Raw genomic sequence first — 20,703 nt, 5'->3', positions numbered from 1 at the left:
TGTCAATGCAATGACACGGAAATGGCGTCCGCATTTTCTTCGGTCAAACGAAAGGTTCCTTCCAGCTTGACGCCATCTTTGGCCAGGGTGACACGGTAATCACCGCGAAAGCCACGGAAGCTGACGCGGCCCTGTTCATCGACGTCGCAACTTTCCGATGTCCGCCACTGGTGGTTGACCAATTGATCCAAGGTTTCGTAGGCGGGTTTGGGATTCAGCTGAGTGTCCAATAGCCCGCTGGGCATCCCACGCCAAGCCTTTTCGTCCGAGAGGCTCCACCAAACGATTGCTTCCACATTCGGATGGCTGAAAGCTATTGTGTAAAACTCCCGCAGGCTCTCCGCCTGACGTCTTTCGCCGTCGGGGGTACTGGGAATCGCCGGATCGGGTCCATGATTGCGTCGAGCTCTTTCGACAGCAGCCTCCTGTTGTTGTACCTGCCGCCAATCGCTGAGCGGTTCACAGCTGACGATCGAAACCTCCGTCAAATGAATCGGCTTTTTGTACTGCGCAAATCGCTGCAGCATGTCCCACAGTTGTTCCGGTGTGATCACATCGGACTTTTTATGCATATGGGTTTGAATCCCGATGGCACTGAAGTCCACGCCATGGTCTAGGCAATACCGAATCTGGTCGTGGTACTGTGGATCGTCGTGACGAAAGTGATTCAACAGAAAGTACCCGCCGGGCTGAACTTGACGCACCGCACTGACGATCTTCTGCGTACACGGGCCCGGTCCGCCCAAGGATTCCACCCAACGCCTCGCACCGTTCTCCGCTGGCTTTAATCGGATCCCTGGAGTCTCATTGTATAAGTCCCACTGATCGACCAGCGAATATTCACTCGCCAACATGCGAACGTGATCCATGACATAGCGATCGATCTGATCCACACGGGGCTCTTGTTCGATAAAGGCCGGCAAGGTGTTGTGCCACATCATCGGGTGCCCCTTGGTCGTCATGCCTTGTTCCCGAGCAAAACGCATCGCTTTCTCGGTATGCTCATTCAGCATCCACGTACCAGGCTGTCGTTCGTGTTGACTCCAGTAAAACGGCAACGTGGCATAGTTGAACACCTGGGAGAACTGCTTCAGAAAGGTCTGCAGTTCAGGCCGGTCGTGATAGACCCTGACGGGACCCAAGAACCCGCCAAAATGGAATTCGTGCCCGGTTTGATCGATCGTCACCGTCACTCCTGCCGGGGCCTGAATGCCGTCGGGCAGGGTGATCTCGACAACGGCATCGCTCATCCGGTGTTGCCGAATTCTCTTTTCCGCCTCCGCCAAATCCCACGCGGGTTCGTTTGCGGTGCATAGCATCGTCATGAACGCAACACATACGGCCGTGTGGACAGCAATCTTCACGTCAAGCCTTTCGAATCGAACACACAAACAACATTGAACTGCGGAATGCAAATGTTTCCCGCCATTCCGCCACGGGCGCGAGAGCACCGCACCAATGGCAAGTGATTGAACCTCTACCGGGCATCCCAGTCCGGCAATTCGTCCAAGGTGACCATCAACGGATGATTGAATGTCTTGTCGACCCAGTCTTTGGGATTCAATCGATGATCGGCCCACCATGGCAGGCAGTACAACCACTTCGGTCCCGTCTCGGACATCGCGTCTGGGTCGGGAATACCCGCGCCCTCGCTGAAGGCCAGCATTTTGCCGGGCGTCACCTTTCTCATGATCTCAAAAGCCTTCGCATAGGATGACTCCTGCGGCAGCTTCCATCCGTAGTGTTCGCTGGGATAGATATCGATTCCCGAAATGTCGACGTACTGGTCGCCGGGATAATACCGCTTACGATGCTCGATCGCTTCGACGGGGTCGGCCGGATCCGCCCCGGCGCATTTGACGCCCGCGTTGTAGACCCAAATCAGATTGTCCAGCTTTCGTTCTTTGACGTAGTAGTTGAAGATCATCCGATAAAGTTCCGCCGTATTTTCTGGCGTCTCCGCATCGGTCCACCAGAACCATCCTCCGTCAATTTCGTGAAGCGGACGGAACAGGATGGGCACCCCGGCGTCTTCGAAGACCTGCAGATAATCGCCATGACGCCGCAGATCTTCCATGACTGCTTTGTATTCCGGTGTGCCTGGTGTCGTCCCAGCTTTCATGTCAAACGGTCCGGTGCCCTTGGGCGGTTTCACCCAAGCGGTGCCATCCTTGTTCGCTGGATTCTTCCAGTGGAACGTCATCGTAATGATGGTGCCCTGTTTGGCTCGCTGCAGGATCGGTTCGATCTTGGCGTCCATAACCTTGGTATAGCTCTTGCCCCACGTCGGACTGTTCCATCCACAAAGGTCATAGTTCACTATCGCGGGACGCTTGCCGCTGATTTGGATTGCTTTTTCCGTTTCCCGATCACCATTCATCCCAACCAGCACACGATCACCGTAGATCGATTCCAGGTAATTCAATACCGCACGGGCCTTGTCATTCAGGTTTGGATTGACCGGTTCGATCGCAACCGCGTTCCGCACCAAAATGGCCATCAAAACGGAAATCAACAGGTGACGCAGGCAAACAGTTCCAATCATCGTTCGATTCCTAAGAGGTTCATGTTCCCAAACAACGCTGTTTCGTTCAGTGTCCCGTTTCAAATTCTCTGCCCGATTCAATCATCCCAGTGGCGATCGACGATCGCTTGAATCTCAGGGTACGCCGTATCCGTTTCGTTCAATTCCGCACGTTGTTTCCTTAGTTCGTTTTTCAGTTCCTGGATGACCTCTTGGTATGCCGGATCGTTGTACCGGTTGTCCAGTTCATGGGGATCGTTTTTCAGGTCGTAGAATTCCCAAGCCACGGGCGTTGCATCCGCGATTCCGTGGTACTGAGTGGCCCAGTAGTACTTTCCGAAATCAGATTCAGGCAGATAGTGTTTTCCGTAGTAGAAGATCAGCTTGTGATCTTTGGAACGGATCCCAAAGTGGGCGGGGACATAGTGGTGGATGATGTGCATCCAATATCGATAGTAGGTCCCGGTCCGCCATCCCGACTCTTCACGGCCCCGCAGCGTGTTGACAAAGCTTCGGCCTTGCATGTAGCCCGGTGATTGACCGCCCGCCAATTCGATCATCGTCGGTGCAAAATCGGTATTGTTGATCAACAGATCCGACACGGTGCCGCCGCGGATCATCTGGGGGCAGTGAATGATCAGAGGCATCCGCATCGATTCATCGTACATCCACCGTTTGTCTTGCAGATCGTGCTCACCCAGCATCATTCCTTGGTCGCCCGTGTAGATAATGACGGTGTTTTCCCATAGGCCGTGGGATTTCAAGTGATCGAACAATCGTCCCAGATTGTCGTCGACGCCTTTGACACATCGCAGATACGCTTTCAGATATTTTTGATAGCCACGGTGTGCTGATTCGGGCCCCGCGAACTTGGATTCCAACAACATATCGTTGTAGTTGCGATACTGGTGGCGATCGGAAATCGACGTCCCGATATAGCTTTCCAACGCGCCATCCTTCCCTCGCGTTCCGATCGAACCCCAATTCGGTTGATAATACAAGCTGGACGGTTCGGGGATCTCCGTCTTGGCCAGATAGTCTTCGTAGCGAGGCGCGTGTTCGAACATGTCGTGTGGCCCCTTGTAGTGATGCATCAGAAAGAACGGCTTGGACTTGTCCAGACCGTCGATGTACTCGATCGCCAGGTCCGTGATCACGTCGGAGGAATGCCCCTTGCTGCTGACCCGATTGTTGGGCCATGGCCCCTTCCCTTTCTCATGAAAATCGGGGTCGAAATACTTCCCCTGTCCGGGCAGCACTTTGTAGTAGTCAAAGGCGACCGGTTCGGTATGCAAATGCCATTTCCCGATCACGGCGGTGCTGTAGCCGAGACGTCGCATTTCTTTTGGCAAGTACTGTTTTTCTGGATCCAAAGGGATATCCAGATCCAAAACGCCATTGGTTTGCGGATATTGTCCGGTGATGATCGACGCGCGACTGGGCGTGCAAATCGAGTTGTTGCAAAACACGTTTTCGAACCGGATACCACCGGCGGCCAAACGGTCCAGATTCGGCGTCGGATTCAGTTCCGATAACCGTCCGCCATAAGCACCAATCGCATGCGCCGCATGATCATCGGACATGATGAAGATGATGTTCGGCTGACGCTGGGCCGACGCAGATTGCAACATTGCGGCGATCGCCAAGACGATCAATGTGGATCTCATTCGAATGAACTTTCGGTGTCGTTTCATTTTTGGATATGCGTCGGGTGGCATGCTGCCCCCATTGAAACGTCGTCGCATCTTAAAAAGCAATGGAACAGCCAATGGGATGGCGTCGTGATTGATGCCCGACGTTTTGGGGCCTGCCGTCGGCCGGTTCTGCGCGCAAATTCGAACGAACAAGACCGAAAGCAATCGTAACAAGAATTGCCAATGCTTGACCCTGACACAGGTCCAAACGCGACAACAGACCGCTGCCACGACAGCAGGTCCCGGGCGGCTAGCCTCAGGCGATGTCGCCGAAAGGGATACAATACGTTTCTGCGCCGAATCGACGCACCTTTGCGAACGGCCGTCTAACGGTGGCGGCGTCGCACGGACCTCCCCCAGGAAATCTTCAATATGCGCTGGCTTTTGTTTGCGGTCACCTTCGTCGGATTCAATTTCGGCACGCTAGACGCTTCGGAAAAACCCAACATCTTGTTCATCGCGATCGATGATCTGAATGACTGGCTGGGCTGTTACGAAGGACATCCGCAGGCCCAAACGCCGCACATCGACGCATTAGCCGCACGCGGCGTGACCTTTACCAACGCCCATTGCCAGGCACCGATTTGTAATCCTTCCCGCGTCAGCATGTTTTTAGGAAAGCGGCCTTCGACCACCGGGATGTACTTCCTGGGGCCAAACTTTCGTTCGGTTTCACCGACACGAGATGAAACGACCCTGTTCCAGACGTTTCGAAAGCATGGGTTTTACGTCACCACGCGGGGCAAGATCTTTCATGGGAAAGCAGACCCCGCGTCGTTCGACCACATCGAACGGACGCAAGGATGGCGGCGCGGTGATCAGAAGTTGAACTACACCGTGCCGGGTTCCCACCCGCTGTGGGACTGGGGCCAAGTCGATGTCCCCGATGAACAACAGCGGGATCACCAGACCGCCGCTTGGGCCGCCCAGCAATTGGGTGAACTGGCCAAACGCGATCAACCGTTCTTCTTAGCCGTCGGATTCCACCTTCCTCACGTCCCGGTTTACGCATCCAAAAAATGGTTCGATCTGTACCCGATTGATGAAGTTCAATTGCCGGCGACCACGAACAGCGACATTGATGACCTGCCCGAAATCGCAAAGCAGTTGACGTTGAACCCGACCGCGCCGCGACATCGTTGGATGGTCGAAAATGATCAGTGGAAAATCGCGGTCCAGTCGTATCTGGCGGCGAACAGTTTCGTCGATTCGCTGGTGGGCATGCTGGTCGATTCGCTTGATGCCAGTGGCGCCGCCGACAATACCATCGTGGTGCTTTGGAGCGACCATGGGTTCCACCTGGGCGAAAAACTTCGCTGGGCCAAGCGAAGTCTGTGGGAAGAAACGACACGAGTCCCGCTAATCGTGACCGGACCAGACACCTGCCGTGACCGCCGCTGCGGCCGACCGGTCGGGCTGATCGATGTTTATCCGACGTTGCTGGAAATGTGCGGCCTGCCGATGGTCGATGGCCTGGATGGCATCAGCCTGCGGCCGTTGCTGCTGAACCCCGATGCCACCTGGGAACGACCTGCCATCTGCACGTTCGGCCCGAACAACCATTCGATTCGCGGCGAACATCTTCGATACACCGTTTACGCCGACGGCAGCCGCGAACTGTACGATCACCGCGTGGATCCCCATGAATGGCAAAACCTGATCGCCGACGGCCAGGTTCCCGAGGCTTATCAAGCCGCCGTCGAAACCCTTTCGCGATGGATCCCGAAAACCAATGCCAAACCGCTGCCCGGCAGCACCGGTTCGGATTCACCGCTGTACTCCGAATGAAAATGCTGGCGGCACTTTCGCGATCATCGGATTGCGTTTCGAAATCACTTCTCCAGGGAAACCCGAATGGGATCGCCTTCGGTTTCAAGGTTCGGCGTCGCCAGCGTATCCAGCACATCTCGGCCCGCCTTCACGATGAAACGTTTGCCTTTGGGGGCATGCGGCGTGAATGATTTGCCAACGGCACGGACGGTGTACAGCACCTCGTAGGTATCGGCGTCGGATAACTGCACGACTGGATCGGCAACGTCAAACAGCAGCGTACGGCGGGGTTCCCACGATGGAGGATTGTAATTATCGAACTGGGAAATGGTTCGTGGCCACCCCGGATACTGCTGGGCGTCGGAAGACGTGATGTCGACGTTGCGCGGCCAGCATTCCATGGTGATCATTCGAGTCTTGGTATTCAGCCGCACCACGCCGAACCCTGCCGCACGTGTGTTTAGCAAGTTTCCGGCAGGTTTCTTGTCCGGGTTGGCCGCCGCATAGTTGGTCACCTTGTTGGCGAAGCCGTCTTCTTGGTCTCCGGTGTAATCCGGCGCTCCGGGTTCGCGGTTGGCTCCGGGCGTCAACGGATCCCACCAGCGAAGATAAAGATTGGCGATCGACGGGACACAGAACGACCAGACCGCGTCGCGGTGTTCGTCGATTCCATGATGAAAGATCGTCGCCAAGTGTTGGTCGCCCGCCAGATGAAACGCAAACGCTTTGCGCAAGGCGGCCAATGCACGATTGCGTCCCGTTTGCGGCCAGCCATTGGAATCCATGTCCGCATGCAAACGACCGCTGGCCGATCCGTGAATGTGGGCGCCGCCACAAAAGATGGTCTGAGACAATGCGACCTTCATGTCGGCGTTTCGCCAATCTTTTGACCAACGGTCAAGGAAGTTCAGTTGCCGCTGGCCCAACAGGACCGCCCCGTCAACATCGACGCTGGCCGGATCGTAATCAGGGTTTCGAATGTGGTCGGGGCGCGGACCTTGCTTCGGCACGCGTCCGGCAGGTCCCGTTTTGAACTTCCGATCTTCCAGGATCGCAAAGTCGACATTGCCCCAGTTCAAATTGGTGAAATAGACACCGATGCCTTGACCGATCGGTTTCGGATCAACCGGATCCGGAAGATGGCTGGTCTGCGCCCGTTCGACTTCTTTGACATAGACCGCCGGCTTCGCATAGCCGCCATCGGATGCACCGCTGAGCGTGGAGATCTTTCCGCTTTCGCCCCACAGGTTCGGCTGGCCCACGTCATGGTCATCGGGCAACGTCACGGTCGGTCGGTCTTTGATGATCTGGCCGAAATCTCGTCCGAATTTCAGCCAAGCGGCCAAGTGCCGATTGTGGTCATAGACTTGGTCGCCGGAAAAGAACAACAGATCCGCGTCGATTCGATTGACATTGTCGATCAAATCTTGACGTGAAATGTCGCCGCCGTGCGCCGGTTGAATGGAGTTGCCGGTAAAGGCGGCGATCACAATTTCGTCTTCGTCGACGGGATTCTTTCGAATCTTGCCTTCGTACTTGGCCTTGGTTCCGTACAGCACCCGATAGTTTGCATCTTGGGTGTCGTCCCAATCATCGACGCGCATCGTGGCGGTCCATCCGGGCTGGATCACTTCGGCACGATCCACTTCCACCCATTGCCCGTCCTTCTGGACCTCCAAACGAACGGTCTTTGGTTGGTCGTCCGATAGGGGATAAAGTTGGGCGGTCAGCTTCAGCGTCTGGTCGCTGACCGTGTACAAGGCAAAACAGATCGCATCCTTTTCAGCGACTTGCGGAATACTCAAATCGACGCGATTTCGCCGATTCGAATTCTGCTGTGCCTGGACCGTATTTCCGGCAAGCGTCATAAGAACAAGCAACGAAAACGGAATCAGCGGCTTCATACATTTTCCTCGACATCACGTTCGTCCACGGACTGCCGCCGTTTCCAGAGTACGAACAGATACAGCGGTATCAAAAAGTGCGGTGCTCGCAAAACAGCATCATGAACATACTGGTCGGCGCCCCAGTAATTCAGATCCCACGACATCCCGGCGACGGGGCGTGCCAATGACGTGAGGCATCCCCATAGAACAGCGTAGCCGACCGCAAGCCGGCGTACAGGTGGAACAAACACGGCAACACAGACAACAAAGTCAAGCACGCCGGCTAGATGCAACAGTGCCGTCGCCGATTCGTATTCCACGCCAAAAACCAGCGTGATCATAGCATAGAAATTTCCGGGGGTCGGCCACCAACCGACGGCATAGCTACCGTGGCCGGCAAAGGTCGTCACCACCGCAACCATCGCCATGGCCAGCGTCACCCGGTGTCGCACCCCCAATGCGAGCGCCGTCGCCAACAAGACCGGCGAAAGAATCTGGCCACCGTGTTCGACCAACATGGGAAGCTGGTACTGCGATGCGACATACTTGGCATAACTCAAGATGAACAGCATCACGCTAGCGATCGCCAGTCCCCCCCACTGAACGTAAGACCGTCGCCCGGCCGTCAGCGTGAGTGGCGTCACCGCAAGATAAATCCAGCCGATTCGTCCCAGCCAAAGCTGGACCCAGCCATCATCCGCGCCGCTTCCGACAAACTGATCCCAGTCGATCCCAAGTCGACTGGCCAAGTCATAGGTGGCGTCCTGCCACAACAAAACGCCATAGGGTCCCTCCCAGTACAGATGCACCCATGTCCAGCCGGCCAGACACAAAAATGCCGACGCACGCAAAATCCACAACAGCACGGCATCCGAGCCTTTTCGATCATCCGACATCGCCGACCGCACCTTACGCTTTCCAATCATTCACCATCCGGTGGCGAAAAGTTCCGGGGAACCTTCCCCGTCAAAGAATCTAGAAACTGGACGATCGCATCGCATTCCGCATCCGTCAATGTTCGATCCAACTGAACCTTGGCCATCACCCGCACCGCTTGCGACAAGTCACCAACCGATCCGTCATGAAAGTATGGGCCAGTGGCCGTGATGTTCCGCAACATCGGAACACGAAAACGATATCGGTCTGCTGGCTGTTTGGTTTTCGCATGCAGGCCTTCGTCAACGTTCGTCGATCCGGTTGCCGTCCAGTAGTCGCCGAACACACCGAACACCGACATCAGCTGGCCTCCCAACAAACGCCCGGAATGACAATCCACACACCCGATATCCATGAACAGTTGCAAGCCTTTGTGTTGTGTCGTCTTCAACGCGTTTTCATCCCCCGACAGATAGCGATCAAAATCTGCCGGTGTGGTCAGTGTTTTCTCATACCCCGCAACGGCTCGCCCGAACTGATCGATTGGCGAACCATCGTCGCCATCGCCAAACACTTTCTTCAGCCGCAACGCATATCCAAGTTCGACCAGTCGTGCTTCGGCTGATTCTTTGTCGTCATGCCCCAGTGATCCGGTCAACGACCCGCTGGCTTGGACCTGCAACGACGGCCGATCGGCAAGCCAGCGAAGTTCATCTTGAAACATCGCGTTGAACACCGTCTGTGAATTTCGCTTGGTCAGGTCCCCCTTGGCTCGCTTGGAAAAACGGCGTGGATCGGCGCCACCACTTCCGGGCAAATGACAACTGCCACAGGACACCTGACCGCCCACCGAAATTCGCGTGTCCCAAAACAACGCGCGGCCCAGTTCAGCCTTTGCGGACGAAACAAGCGCCGCATCCGGCGCCGGCACGATGTCAAAGTGTGACTGTGCCCGGGCCAAGAGATCGTCCGCACGAAGATTCGGATCGGCGAAAACCAACATCAGCATGACGACCGCGATACCGATCCAGCAGATCGGCGACGATCGACCGATCGACGCAGACCACCGCTCTTTTTGGATTTCAGCCAAACCGATCGATTGTCGCAATGACATGTGTCCGCTCCAGCGGCAAAAGGACATCGAAAAACATTCGAACCAATCGAATCCATGGTTCAGGGATCGCAGAGCAACTCGGCAAGAATGATGCGACACAGTCTAACCAAGCCGGACGTTCCATACCCGACACGATCGGCCCCCCATGAAACACCTGCTGTTGGGCGAACGCGTCAAAGCCCAGGCGTCGCATTCACATTGCCTGCGGTGGCCCAGATTCGCTAGCTTGCGTGTGAACAACCACACCTTCATGACGATGCCGGGCTGAACATTGTTTTCCCTAAGAATGACCATCCCATTTACGGCGACAACGCGATCCTCGATCAGCCGGTATATCCGCAGAAGCAGACGATGGTATGAATTCGCGCTCATTCCGCTACTGGCGATCATCTGTACCTGCCCAGTCGCATCGGTTCAGGCCTGTCCGTTTTGCTCCGCGCTCGCACCAACGATCAGCGATGACCTGAAAGGAGCTTCCGCTGCGGTGATCGCCCGTTGCGAATCGGTGACCGAACAGCCCGATGGATTCTATGTGTGCCGTCTGCATATCGACGAGGTCATCAAGGGCGAACCGAGCCTGAAAGACAAATCGGTCGAAGTCGACACCATCGAGAAGATCTCGGCCAAAGGAACGTTCTGGCTGTTGGGTTACGGCCAAGATTCGATCGATTGGGTTGCCCCGACGGCGATCTCGACCAGCGCAGTGCCCTACCTTCGCGAGCTAGAGAGTCTGGCGGATGAAGGGCCCCAGCGTTTGGAGCACTTCCTACGTTACCTGCGTCACGACAACGAACTCGTTTCCGACGACGCCTATAACGAATTCGCCGAAGCTTCGATGAAGGACATCGCGTCATTGAAGGCAAAGCTTGATCGCACCTGGGTCCTGCAACAGCTTCGCGACACTTCCATTTCGCGGCATCGTCGCCGTTTGTTTTGGACACTGCTCGGACACTGCGGAACAGCGGACGACGCTCGCCTGTTTGACGAACTACTTCGCGTCCGTGCCAGCGATCCGACGTTTGACCCGGGCATGGATGCGGCCATCGCCTGCCTGATCACACTTGGCGGCGAATCCGCTTTGGTTGAAATCGAAAAAGACTACTTGGCGAACCCAGACGTCGATTACTCCGAAGCCTTTGCCGCCATCAGCGCAATACGTGTCCATGGCACCGATCTGTCGGTCCTGCCGCGTGATCGGCTGGCACAGTCACTGCGAATCGTGCTTCGGCAGCCCGATTTATCCGATCTTGTGATTCCCGACCTGGCCCGCTGGGAAGACTGGTCAGCGGTGGATCGCGTTGTCGAATTGTTTGAATCCGCGACGGATGAATCCAGCTTTATCAAACCAAAGGCGGTCCAATACTTAAAGGCGTGTCCCTTGCCCGCTGCGGCGACCGAGTTGGATCGACTCCGACGGCTGGATCCTGATGCCGTGCGTGCCGCGGAAGAATCAATGATGTTCTATTCCGGACTGGCAACGCTGCCGGTTCCCCCACCCGAAGAATCGGCTGGCACGGTCGAATCCCGATAGGGTTCAGCCACACGAGCAACCGGACGAACAGCAACCGCCTTTCTTGGATGAAACCGGCAAAGAATACCCGCCCGCAATGACGCGGCGAACGGGTTGGCCCGTTTCAGGATGCCGGGTCAACGGTTCATCAGCCATGGACTGCATGATTTCGAAACGCAACGGCTTCTCTTGCTCGTTGCCTGAAAGAGTCTCATAGACATAAATCGGCATCAAATCATCCTTTTGAGTGAACGCCATCGCGGCGTGAACTTTTCGACCGCACCGAATGCATCACTTGCAATCGTTGCATATTCCACGCAGAAGGATCCCGGCAACCTCGCTGCTGACCCTGCCGATCGTCGTTGCGTTTGCGGGCTGTGGGCCAACCGACACCTCCAGCGGAGATGCAACCACGCTGAGCCCGGGGCATGACGATCACGACCGTGATCATGACGGCCACGATCATGGCAGCCACGACCATCCGGAATCGCTCGGCGAGGCGGTCGAGCACATCCAGGAAATGGGCGGAACGATCGTCACCGCGTTCGAAAGTGGCGACCCGGAAGACGCCCACCATGAGCTGCACGAAATCGGACACGTGATCGAATCTTTGCCGGGACTCGCCAAAAAGGCAAACCTGACAAGCGAGCAACAAGACGCGATCAACAACGCCACCGAAGCACTAATAGACGCCTTCGGGGAACTGGACGGGACCCTGCACGGCGGCGACGACGTCGAGACCGGCGCCATCTCTAAACAAATTTCTGACCAGATCGAAAAGCTGAAAACGATGCCAGCGTCGTAGACCACGCGGGACGTCGGAACGCTTGGCTATACGCGAAAACCGCCGCTCACCCCAGCACCATCGGGTCGCCGCCAGCCTGGGGCGGTGAAACCCGATGTGAGGAAATCGCAAAAACCCGCTTTTGCAAATCTGTTGCATTTGCTATGCTTTTGCCAGTCGAATTCAATCGTGTCCAGGGAGCTTCATTCATGCGGTTCAGTGCAATGGTTTGTACGGTCGCCTTGGTGACTATGTTTAAGTGGGGCGCCGTCGCCCGGGGCCAAAGCGTTCCGCCGCAACGGCCGACGCCGCAGGTCGTTGCGGTCGACACGTTTGTGGCCGAGGCACTGGCGCACCATTGGGCGGGCGCAACGATCCCGACACTGTTCGGTGAAACGGACGAGTCTTGCCAGGTGATCGCCAAGCGGGCTTGGTCGATGCGCGACGCCAGCTTTTTGGTGTACCACAGTCGCCGGCTTAACCCGACCGCTCGGATGTACTGCGAACGCCTGCAGGTCCAGGGCGTTCGGCTGGTCGACCTGAAAGACCTGGGCGTCCCGGTGGCACTCGATGGCCTGCGGCAACCGACCATCCGCCTGGTCGACCACACAACGCCTTCGCAGTTAAGCGTCGTACTGCGGGCAAGCTTACAAACCCATTCGTTGTCCAGCGAGGAAAGCCGATGAGCGATACGCCAAAACGTTTGCCCGTGACCGTTTTGTCGGGATTCTTGGGTGCCGGAAAGACGACGTTGTTGAATCATGTATTGGCCAACCGCAAGGGGATGCGAGTGGCCGTGATCGTCAACGACATGAGCGAAGTCAACATCGACGCGGCACTCGTGCGCGATGGCGGCGCTGACTTGTCACGAACCGATGAGCAGTTGGTGGAAATGAGCAACGGCTGCATTTGCTGCACGCTGCGAGAGGACTTGTTGATCGAGGTGTCTCGGTTGGCTCGGGAAGGCCGGTTCGATTACCTGTTGATCGAATCGACCGGCATCAGTGAACCCATGCCCGTGGCCGAGACCTTTACCTTTGAAGACGAAGACGGCAACAGTTTGTCCAGCGTTGCGGAATTGGACACGATGGTCACCGTGGTCGATGCCGGCAACTTCTTCAAAGACTTTGGGTCTTGGGATGACTTGTCCGACCGGCGTCTCGGGGTCAGCGAAGACGACCAGCGAAACATCGTCGACCTGTTGGTCGACCAGATCGAGTTTGCCAACGTCATCATCATCAACAAAATCGATCTGCTGTCGGCTTATGACGTCGAACAGTTGGAACAAGTCATTCGCCGATTGAACCCGAACGCAAAAATCCTGCGTTCTCGAGAGAGTCGTGTGCCGCTGGAAGAAGTGATGGGAACGGGTCGCTTTGAACTTAGCGAAGCGGAATCATCGCCTGGCTGGCTGGAAGTTCCTCGGGGTCAAGAACAAACCGAAACCGAAGAATACGGCATCAGCCATTTTGTCTATCGACACGACCGACCATTCCATCCCCAGCGTCTATCCACAGCGATGAACGAAGGATTCGGGTCGGGGCAACCGCTGGACGGCGTGCTGCGAAGCAAAGGCTTGATGTGGATCGCGTCCCGAAACGATTGGGCATACGACTGGTCTCATGCCGGTTGTTCGATCCGCATGGATCCCGCCGGGTATTGGTGGGCCGCGGCACCGGCCGACGAGTGGCCGGAAGAAGAAGAAATCATTGCGGAAATCAAGGCAAAGATCGTCGGCGCCTACGGGGATCGCCATCAAGAACTGGTCTTTATCGGTCATGCGATGGACCAGAATCGCATCATCGAGGCCCTGGACGAGTGCTTGCTTGACGACGACGAATTCGCCCAGGGTCCCGAAGCTTGGGCCGAGTATGACGATCCGTTTCCGCAGATCGAATTACAGACCGACGACGAAGAATCCTTGGAGACCTGCGGTGAGTAGTGAGCTGTTTGTGATTGATGCGGCGCCCGCAGGCGAGGCTGAATCGGTTGCGAAATCCGTGTGGTCCGGTTGGAGCGACTGGGCCGGGATGGTTGCGTCGGTGGGGTGCGCGATTCACTGTGCCGCGATGCCGTTTGTGATTGCCTACCTGCCCGCACTGGGGCTTAGCTTCTTGGCCGATGAAGCGTTCCACCAATGGATGGCCGTCGGTTGTTTCGCGATTGCGTTGACCGCATTCGTTCCAGGTTTGCGGAAGCACGGCCGATTGACGCCGGTGATGATCGGCAGCGTCGGATTGGTGATGATTTCGGTTGCCGCATTCGGATTCGCCGGCGAATGCTGTGCGGCGTGCGAAAACACGACAGCCGCATCGACAGTGGCCCCGACGGATCCGGCGTCCGGGGTCAACGCCGCCGCTTCGTCGGACGATTGCACCGAAGCTTGCTGTCCACACTGCGCTGCGGATGAAAGTTCGACAGGCGAAAGCGACAGCGTCGAAGGCAACTCAGTCACCGACACCACCCAGCAAACGCCTCCATCATCGTCTAGCCAGTTGGTTGCCACGTTGGTTCCCTGGATGACGCCGCTGGGCGGTATCGTTCTGGTGTCGGCGCATTTGCTGAATCGACGTTTCGGCTGCTCGTGCGGTTGCTGCGAAGACGAAACCGCAGCGGTGACCGCATGATCAAAGCCTTCGCTGAAACACAAGATGCTGGGCAACACACATTGGATGTGGTCGTCGTCGGTGGCGGGGCGGCCGGTATCGGCGTCGCCGTCGCACTGATGCACGCCGGCGTGAAAAACTTCGCCGTGCTTGAACGCGATACGGTCGGTGCTTCGTTTGCCGCTTGGCCGGCGGAGACTCGATTCATCACGCCGTCGTTTCCGACCAATTCGATCGGTATGCTGGACCTGAATTCGATCGCGGTCGGCGTTTCGCCCGCTTTCAGTTTGGAAGTGGAACACCCGACCGGCGAAGAGTACGCGTCACACCTGCGTGGTGTCGCACAGTTTTTCGAGCTTCCCGTTCGCGAGCAAACTGATGTATTGCGGGTCACCAAAGTCGGCGAAGACTTTCGCGTGGACACGCCCACCGAGACGCTTCGCGCGAAGCACGTCATTTGGGCCGCGGGTGAATTTCAATACCCTCGGCTGAACGGTTTCCCGGGCAGCGAATTCTGTCGACACACGGCAACCATCCCCAGTTATGAGGACTTGGACGGCGACGACTTCATCGTCATCGGTGGCTACGAAAGTGGTGTCGACGCGGCCTATCACCTCGCTTGCTGTGACAAACGTGTTCGGCTGTTCGATAAAGCGTGTCCGTGGAAAGACGAGAGCTCCGACCCCAGCATTGCGCTGTCGACGTATTCGCTGGAACGGATGCGTGAAGATTGGTTCGAACAATTCGTCGAACTCTTTCCGCACACGCCCATCGCCTCGGTCAAGAAATACGAGGACGGCTTTGAAGTCAAGGCCCTGGACGGCCGCTGGTTTCCGACGTCCACACCGCCGTTGCTGGCCGGCGGATTCGAAGGCAGTCACCAGTTGGTCGCTGACCTGTTCAAGCAACGCGATGACGGCTTTCCCAAACTGAACGAGAACGACGAATCGACGGTGACACCTGGGTTGTTTTTGTGTGGACCCGCGGTCCGTCACGACAACCACGTTTTCTGTTTCATTTACAAATACCGTCAGCGATTTGCGGTCGTTGCCAAAGCTATCGCGACTTCCTTGGGCTTGCCCGCGGAGGAACTGGAATCCTATCGCAAGTGGGGCATGTACCTGGATGACCTGTCGTGCTGTGGCGAGGAATGCGTTTCATGTTGACGAATGAACCCAACGTTACCGTCTCTCCAACCCCTCAACGCCGTCGACTGGAAAGGGTGCTTTCCATGGAATGGCTCGGGCAGACATTCGCAAGCATCTGCTGGATGGGCAGCGTGTTCGTCTATGGCATCAGTTCGAACGGAGACTGGTTGCAATTGTTCGCGGCATCTTTTTGGCTCGTCGCCAATGTGGCTTCTATCTCGACGGCTAAGGCTGACTGAGATGCCGGTCGCACTCCAACCGAATGACCAGCAAAGCACCATCCGTCGAATCACCGAACAAGCGGTGGACTTGCTGAGCCAACAGATTTGGTGCTGGGGACAGGACGTTTTGCGGCGTGAAGGCAATTGGTTGTTGGAATTGGGCTTCAACCGAGCCAAGCCGCCCGCCAGCCGTAAAGATTGCTCGAGCGTTTACACGCTTGAATTGCCAGACCATCGCCGTGTCGTGCTGCGCGGCTTCGGCGTGTTTTTCGGTGACGATCGATGGGGCGGCGTGTTCTTGCCACGCTACGAGTATCGGCCCAAGTACACACATCAGGCGACGCTCCGCTGCCCGCCCTGGTCAGAGGATGATTTACCGACACTGCGTCCCCCAAGCGAATCCCAACGCCACAATTGCGTCATGCTGACCTTGCAACTGATCGATTGGATCCGTGGCTATGAAGTGGACATCGCGGATCGCTTAGGAATCGAGTACCGGCGGCGGACGCTTGCGGCATGGGACAACGGCAAACGACGCGTCATTGCTGCTGAAACGATGGCTTCGGCGTGGCGTGTGCTTTCCATCCAAGTCGCCGGAAACTTCGACGCCTTTACGGCCTAGGGAAGATCGCCCCGAATCATCGCCCTCGCAACCATCAGAGAACGCATGAGCAAAACTCGCAAATTGCCCGTCACCGTGCTGTCCGGTTTCCTTGGCGCCGGAAAGACGACGCTGCTTGACCCCATGTCGATTCGGTGTGCTCTGTTCCGTCGTCGTGTTGATCGAAACCACGGGACCGAACATTTCCATTCCACCAAGCTCGCTTGAATCAACCAATGGTTTTCACAAGATTGGCACCGAAGAAACTTGCCTTGCTGATTGCATGCGGTTGCCTGCTGATGGCCGGATGCAATCGCCAGCACCCAACGGCGGCAACAGAAAACTCCGGCGATCGTGACCTGCCGGTCGTCAGTGGAAGTCGCTTGGAACAATACATACGCGACAGCACGCAACCCGTTCTGGTTGAATTCGGTGTCGATTACAATTGCCCACGGTGTGCACAAACCAAAGGTGATGTGGTGCGTCTGCGAGAATCGTTGGATGGGCACGTCGATGTGGTCCGCGTTGATTTCAATGCCAACGTTCAAACCGTGGCAGCGCTGGGCGGAACGATTTGCCCAACTTATGTCCTGTTCGATCGCGGCGAACCCGTGTTGACGGAAAGCTTTCCGGTGGCAATCGACCTGTTGGAGGGACAGATCCTGCGGCAAACCGATGGCCCCATCCATTAGCCAGACAATTGATCGAGAGACGGTCTGCCGTGCCGGCAAAACAATTCAGTCGAATCCCCACCAACGTGATCATCGGGTTTCTTGGTTCCGGGAAAACAACGGCCATTGCAAAGCTGGTCGATAAGCGGCCGGCGGGCCAGCGCTGGTCGATCCTGATCAACGAATTTGGAAAGGTTTCGATCGATCACGCGCTGGTGAATTCCAGCCTGGACGGCGTCGCAGTGGAAGAATTGGGCGGCGGTTGCGCCTGTTGCACCCTGGCGTTCGTCTTCAAACCATTGCTTGCACAATTCATCCGCCGGACCAAACCCGATCGATTGATCTTGGAACCTTCCGGCGTCAGCCATCCGGCCAATGTGATCGATATTCTTCGCAGCCCCAATTTCGCCACCGCGATCGATCTTCGAAACATCATCTGTTTGATCGATCCCAAAGATTTTGATGATGTTCGATGGCGGGAAACCGCAGTGTTCCAAGATCAAGTGCAGTTGGCGGACATTGTCATATTGAATTGGACCGACAGCCGTGACCGAGAGTTGATCGATCGCTGTCGCACGTGGATCGAGAGCTTTCGTCCGCCAAAGCAGCTGATCTTGGAAACCAGTTTCGGCGAAATCGATTCAGAACTATTGGACCGACAATTCGACACCCTTTATTTCCCGATGTTCGCCGACGCCCATCGGTCACCCGAGGATGACAGCACGTCGGCCGCCGAGCTTCATCCGGTTTCCGATCCCGATCATCACGACCACGATCACATCGCAGAAGAAGCAGCCCCGCCCCAACCGGCACCGGGACGCCCCGTCCGGTTCCAAAACAGTGATGCCGACTACGACGCGTGCGGATGGATCTTTCACGTCGATGACATCTTCGATCGTGACGAATTGTTGGACTTACTCGGCTACGTTCATCCCATCGTGCGACTCAAAGGCGTCTTCCGGTGCGACGACGACTGGTGGACCATCAACCGTGCAAAAGACGGCACCAGTTATGCGCCGTCGGCCTACCGCCGTGACAGTCGCCTGGAGATCATCCTGGATCGGAAGACTCCCGGCTGGGATGACTTCGAAGCCAAGCTTTTGGATTGCCTGCGCCCGGCCGGCGACTGACGCCGCCCGTTTTACCGCAAACGTTCCGGTTCGCTCGATGCACTGGCCGAAACTTCACTGGCCCGAATCTTCGCCCGGTTGATAGGTCACCTCGCTCACATCGACCCGCAACTCTTCCAAGCGATTGCCCACATCTTCCGGCATCGTTTCTTGATAGCGACCGCCGATCTGGTCGGACAAAAAGGCTTCAACCTCGGCATACATGGCCATCCGGTTGACGGGCTTGGCAAAACCGTGGCCCTCGTCATCGGCCAACAAATAGCTGACCGCGTGACCATGATCCCGCAAGGCGATCACGATTTGATCCGCTTCGGCCTGCTTGACTCGCGGGTCATTGGCACCCTGAACGATCAATAAGGGTCGCGAGATCTTATCGGCACTAAACAGCGGACTTGCTTCGCGGATTCGCTGCTTGCCTTCTTCGGTGGCCGGATCCCCGACCATGCCATACAAAAAGGCCCGCCCGGCTTCCCAGTAGGGCGGGATCGAATCCAACAGTGTGAAGATGTTGCTGGGGCCGACGATATCGACACCACACGCATACAGATCGGGCGTAAAGGCCAAGCCGGCCAGCGTTGCATATCCGCCATAGCTGCCCCCCATGATGGCAACGCGACTTTTGTCGGCAATTCCTTGGTCGATCAAATACTTCACGCCCCACGTGATGTCGTCCTGCATCAGTTTGCCCCACTGTAGGTCACCCGCGTTCAGAAACTGCTTGCCATAGCCGCCGCTGGCGCGAAAGTTCGGCTGCAAAACCGCATAGCCTCGGTTGGCCAGAAACTGAACTTGCGCATTGTATCCCCAACGGTCACGCGGCCCCTTCGGCCCACCATGGACCAGAACGACGACAGGCAAGTTCTTTGGCTCCGCCCCCACGGGCACGGTCAGATAGCCGGGAATCTCCAATCCATCGCTGCTTGGGTAGCGAATCGACGTCATGGGTGCCAAAAACTCCTCGACCTCCTTCAACTCCGGGCGAGGCGTGTATTGATGAATCAATTCACGACTTTCCGCATCAAAATACCATGCTTCTGCCGCATAACGGTCACCATGAACGGCGATCAGAAACTTGCGATAGTCATTGGTTGAGCTTTGGAATGCGATCTCGCGTCCGGGAAACCGCTGCTGCAAAAACTGGTAATTGGCTTCCCAAGTCTTATCACGCCAGTAGTACCGAGTCTTGTCTTCGGTGTAGGACGTCGAGATGATTTCGCGAGTGTTGCGGTCCATTTGCAGACCGCCGAAATCGACCCGATTCTGGGGATCGCTTTCCAACAACTCCAATTCTTGCGTTTCGGGATTCATCCGAAACAATGTCATCAAATCCAATTCACCTTTGTTGGTGACCAGATAAAAGTTTTCGTTCTTCGCATCCCATCCGGTCACTCCCCCGTTTTCGGTCACGGTGGTTTCATAGATCGGTACCAAATCGTCGCCGTCTTTTCGTAACAACGTGGTGTTGCCCGCCGGATCGGTTCGGCTGAGCAAACGAAGGTTGTCATCCCAATCGAACTCATAACCCGTGATACGGTCGGTATTCTGATAGACCGGCGTCAGGTTTCCGCTGGAAATCTCCAACCGATAAAGGTCGTGCCACGCCTTGTCACGGTCGTTCAAACCCACCCACAAAAGATCCGGGTTGTTCTGGCTGGCATGCATGATCCGCGCCGTGACCTCTTCCATCGGAGTCAGATTACGCGCCGCCGGCGTTTCTTTGCCGCTCTCTGGCTCCGCATTCGGGTCCACGGCGAATAGATTCATGTTTTCGTTGCCGCCGGAATCTTTCACAAACAGGATGTACTTCCCATCCTCGGTCCACGTGTAACCGTACAGCGGTCGTTTGCTATCGGTCAGCGGCCGAGCCTTGTCAAAAGGTTCGGCAAACGGCTTGACCCAAACATTCATGATGCCTTGATAGGGCTTCATGAACGAAATGAACTTTCCGTCCGGACTCAGTTTCCCGCCGGCGATCTGCGGATTGCCAAAAAACAGTTCGCGATCCAACAACGGCGTCACCTTTTTCGTTTCCGATTCATTGACTTGTGAAAATGCCCCGTTCGGTTTGAGGCCAACGGACAACAGAACCATCGCCGCAAAAGCGATTAACACGTTTTTCATCAGACAGTCTCGATGGATTCACGGGGGCAAGGTTAAATTTCCAACAG

General features: G+C 56.3%; 20 protein-coding genes. 12 read left to right on the top strand and 8 right to left on the bottom strand.

Going from position 1 to position 20,703, the window contains the following annotated elements; all coding sequences use genetic code 11:
* Positions 1 to 2: 2 nt before the first annotated feature.
* From Mal65_RS05675 to Mal65_RS05665, 3 genes are all read right to left on the bottom strand, one after another.
* Positions 3 to 1,325 carry an endo-1,4-beta-xylanase gene (locus Mal65_RS05675; RefSeq protein ID WP_231131289.1) on the bottom strand — a complete coding sequence of 441 codons (1,323 nt, stop codon included), beginning with the start codon at positions 1,323 to 1,325 and terminating at the stop codon, positions 3 to 5.
* A 152-nt stretch (positions 1,326 to 1,477) separates the two neighbouring features.
* Positions 1,478 to 2,545 carry a glycosyl hydrolase gene (locus tag Mal65_RS05670; RefSeq protein ID WP_145294668.1) on the bottom strand — a complete coding sequence of 356 codons (1,068 nt, stop codon included), beginning with the start codon at positions 2,543 to 2,545 and terminating at the stop codon, positions 1,478 to 1,480.
* 77 nt (positions 2,546 to 2,622) lie between these two features.
* The gene (locus Mal65_RS05665) at positions 2,623 to 4,191 is read right to left on the bottom strand and encodes a sulfatase family protein (protein ID WP_145294665.1); all 1,569 of its coding nucleotides are present in this window, start codon (positions 4,189 to 4,191) and stop codon (positions 2,623 to 2,625) included.
* 399 nt (positions 4,192 to 4,590) lie between these two features.
* Between Mal65_RS05665 and Mal65_RS05660 the strand changes: the two genes are divergently transcribed.
* Positions 4,591 to 6,006 (top strand): sulfatase, encoded by a 1,416-nt coding sequence (locus Mal65_RS05660; protein WP_145294662.1) that lies wholly within the window; start codon positions 4,591 to 4,593, stop codon positions 6,004 to 6,006.
* 44 nt (positions 6,007 to 6,050) lie between these two features.
* Here the strand turns inward: Mal65_RS05660 and Mal65_RS05655 are convergent, their stop codons facing one another.
* From Mal65_RS05655 to Mal65_RS05645, 3 genes are read right to left on the bottom strand one after another with little or no spacing between them, the layout of a single operon-like run.
* Positions 6,051 to 7,892 carry an alkaline phosphatase D family protein gene (locus tag Mal65_RS05655; protein ID WP_145294659.1) on the bottom strand — a complete coding sequence of 614 codons (1,842 nt, stop codon included), beginning with the start codon at positions 7,890 to 7,892 and terminating at the stop codon, positions 6,051 to 6,053.
* Positions 7,889 to 8,800, bottom strand: coding sequence for a hypothetical protein (locus Mal65_RS05650; RefSeq protein WP_231131288.1), 912 nt, complete (start codon positions 8,798 to 8,800; stop codon positions 7,889 to 7,891). The genes Mal65_RS05655 and Mal65_RS05650 overlap by 4 nt, the downstream gene beginning before the upstream one ends.
* Positions 8,797 to 9,864 carry a cytochrome c peroxidase gene (locus Mal65_RS05645; RefSeq protein WP_165701091.1) on the bottom strand — a complete coding sequence of 356 codons (1,068 nt, stop codon included), beginning with the start codon at positions 9,862 to 9,864 and terminating at the stop codon, positions 8,797 to 8,799. The genes Mal65_RS05650 and Mal65_RS05645 overlap by 4 nt, the downstream gene beginning before the upstream one ends.
* 484 nt (positions 9,865 to 10,348) lie before the next feature.
* On the opposite strand from Mal65_RS05645, the gene Mal65_RS05640 reads away from it, so the two are divergent.
* On the top strand, positions 10,349 to 11,395 hold the full coding sequence (locus Mal65_RS05640) for a hypothetical protein (RefSeq protein WP_145294654.1): 1,047 nt from the start codon (positions 10,349 to 10,351) through the stop codon (positions 11,393 to 11,395).
* Between the two features lie 3 nt (positions 11,396 to 11,398).
* Here the strand turns inward: Mal65_RS05640 and Mal65_RS05635 are convergent, their stop codons facing one another.
* A complete protein-coding gene (locus tag Mal65_RS05635; RefSeq protein ID WP_196784598.1) occupies positions 11,399 to 11,632 on the bottom strand; it encodes an FmdB family zinc ribbon protein in 234 nt (77 codons plus the stop codon).
* Positions 11,633 to 11,660: 28 nt separating this feature from the next.
* Between Mal65_RS05635 and Mal65_RS05630 the strand changes: the two genes are divergently transcribed.
* The 10 genes from Mal65_RS05630 to Mal65_RS05585 all read left to right on the top strand — a co-directional run bounded on the left by Mal65_RS05630 (position 11,661) and on the right by Mal65_RS05585 (position 18,535).
* Positions 11,661 to 12,179: a hypothetical protein gene (locus Mal65_RS05630; protein WP_145294648.1), complete on the top strand. Its 519-nt coding sequence runs from the start codon at positions 11,661 to 11,663 to the stop codon at positions 12,177 to 12,179.
* Between the two features lie 143 nt (positions 12,180 to 12,322).
* Positions 12,323 to 12,844 (top strand): hypothetical protein, encoded by a 522-nt coding sequence (locus Mal65_RS05625; RefSeq protein ID WP_165701090.1) that lies wholly within the window; start codon positions 12,323 to 12,325, stop codon positions 12,842 to 12,844.
* Positions 12,841 to 14,100: a zinc metallochaperone GTPase ZigA gene (zigA, locus tag Mal65_RS05620; protein ID WP_145294642.1), complete on the top strand. Its 1,260-nt coding sequence runs from the start codon at positions 12,841 to 12,843 to the stop codon at positions 14,098 to 14,100. Before Mal65_RS05625 ends, zigA begins: the two co-directional genes overlap by 4 nt.
* A complete protein-coding gene (locus tag Mal65_RS05615) occupies positions 14,093 to 14,785 on the top strand; it encodes a MerC domain-containing protein (protein ID WP_196784597.1) in 693 nt (230 codons plus the stop codon). Before zigA ends, Mal65_RS05615 begins: the two co-directional genes overlap by 8 nt.
* Entirely contained in the window at positions 14,782 to 15,930 is a 1,149-nt protein-coding gene (locus Mal65_RS05610) for an NAD(P)/FAD-dependent oxidoreductase (protein WP_145294637.1), read from the top strand. The genes Mal65_RS05615 and Mal65_RS05610 overlap by 4 nt, the downstream gene beginning before the upstream one ends.
* On the top strand, positions 15,924 to 16,151 hold the full coding sequence (locus Mal65_RS05605) for a hypothetical protein (RefSeq protein ID WP_145294635.1): 228 nt from the start codon (positions 15,924 to 15,926) through the stop codon (positions 16,149 to 16,151). Before Mal65_RS05610 ends, Mal65_RS05605 begins: the two co-directional genes overlap by 7 nt.
* A 1-nt stretch (position 16,152) precedes the next feature.
* Complete coding sequence (locus Mal65_RS05600; RefSeq protein WP_145294632.1) at positions 16,153 to 16,755, top strand: hypothetical protein; 603 nt, start codon at positions 16,153 to 16,155, stop codon at positions 16,753 to 16,755.
* A 45-nt stretch (positions 16,756 to 16,800) separates the two neighbouring features.
* A complete protein-coding gene (locus Mal65_RS27465) occupies positions 16,801 to 16,962 on the top strand; it encodes a GTP-binding protein (protein ID WP_196784596.1) in 162 nt (53 codons plus the stop codon).
* Between the two features lie 8 nt (positions 16,963 to 16,970).
* A complete protein-coding gene (locus Mal65_RS05590; RefSeq protein ID WP_145294629.1) occupies positions 16,971 to 17,426 on the top strand; it encodes a thioredoxin family protein in 456 nt (151 codons plus the stop codon).
* Between the two features lie 29 nt (positions 17,427 to 17,455).
* The gene (locus Mal65_RS05585) at positions 17,456 to 18,535 is read left to right on the top strand and encodes a CobW family GTP-binding protein (protein WP_196784595.1); all 1,080 of its coding nucleotides are present in this window, start codon (positions 17,456 to 17,458) and stop codon (positions 18,533 to 18,535) included.
* A gap of 54 nt (positions 18,536 to 18,589) precedes the next feature.
* On the opposite strand, the gene Mal65_RS05580 is transcribed toward Mal65_RS05585, so the two are convergent.
* Complete coding sequence (locus Mal65_RS05580) at positions 18,590 to 20,656, bottom strand: S9 family peptidase (protein WP_145294626.1); 2,067 nt, start codon at positions 20,654 to 20,656, stop codon at positions 18,590 to 18,592.
* Positions 20,657 to 20,703 lie beyond the last annotated feature (47 nt).

Origin of the sequence: Crateriforma conspicua (genome assembly GCF_007752935.1) — a bacterium.
In the GTDB taxonomy this organism is placed as follows: Bacteria; Planctomycetota; Planctomycetia; order Pirellulales; family Pirellulaceae; genus Crateriforma; species Crateriforma conspicua.
This window is presented reverse-complemented; position numbering and strand designations above follow the sequence as displayed.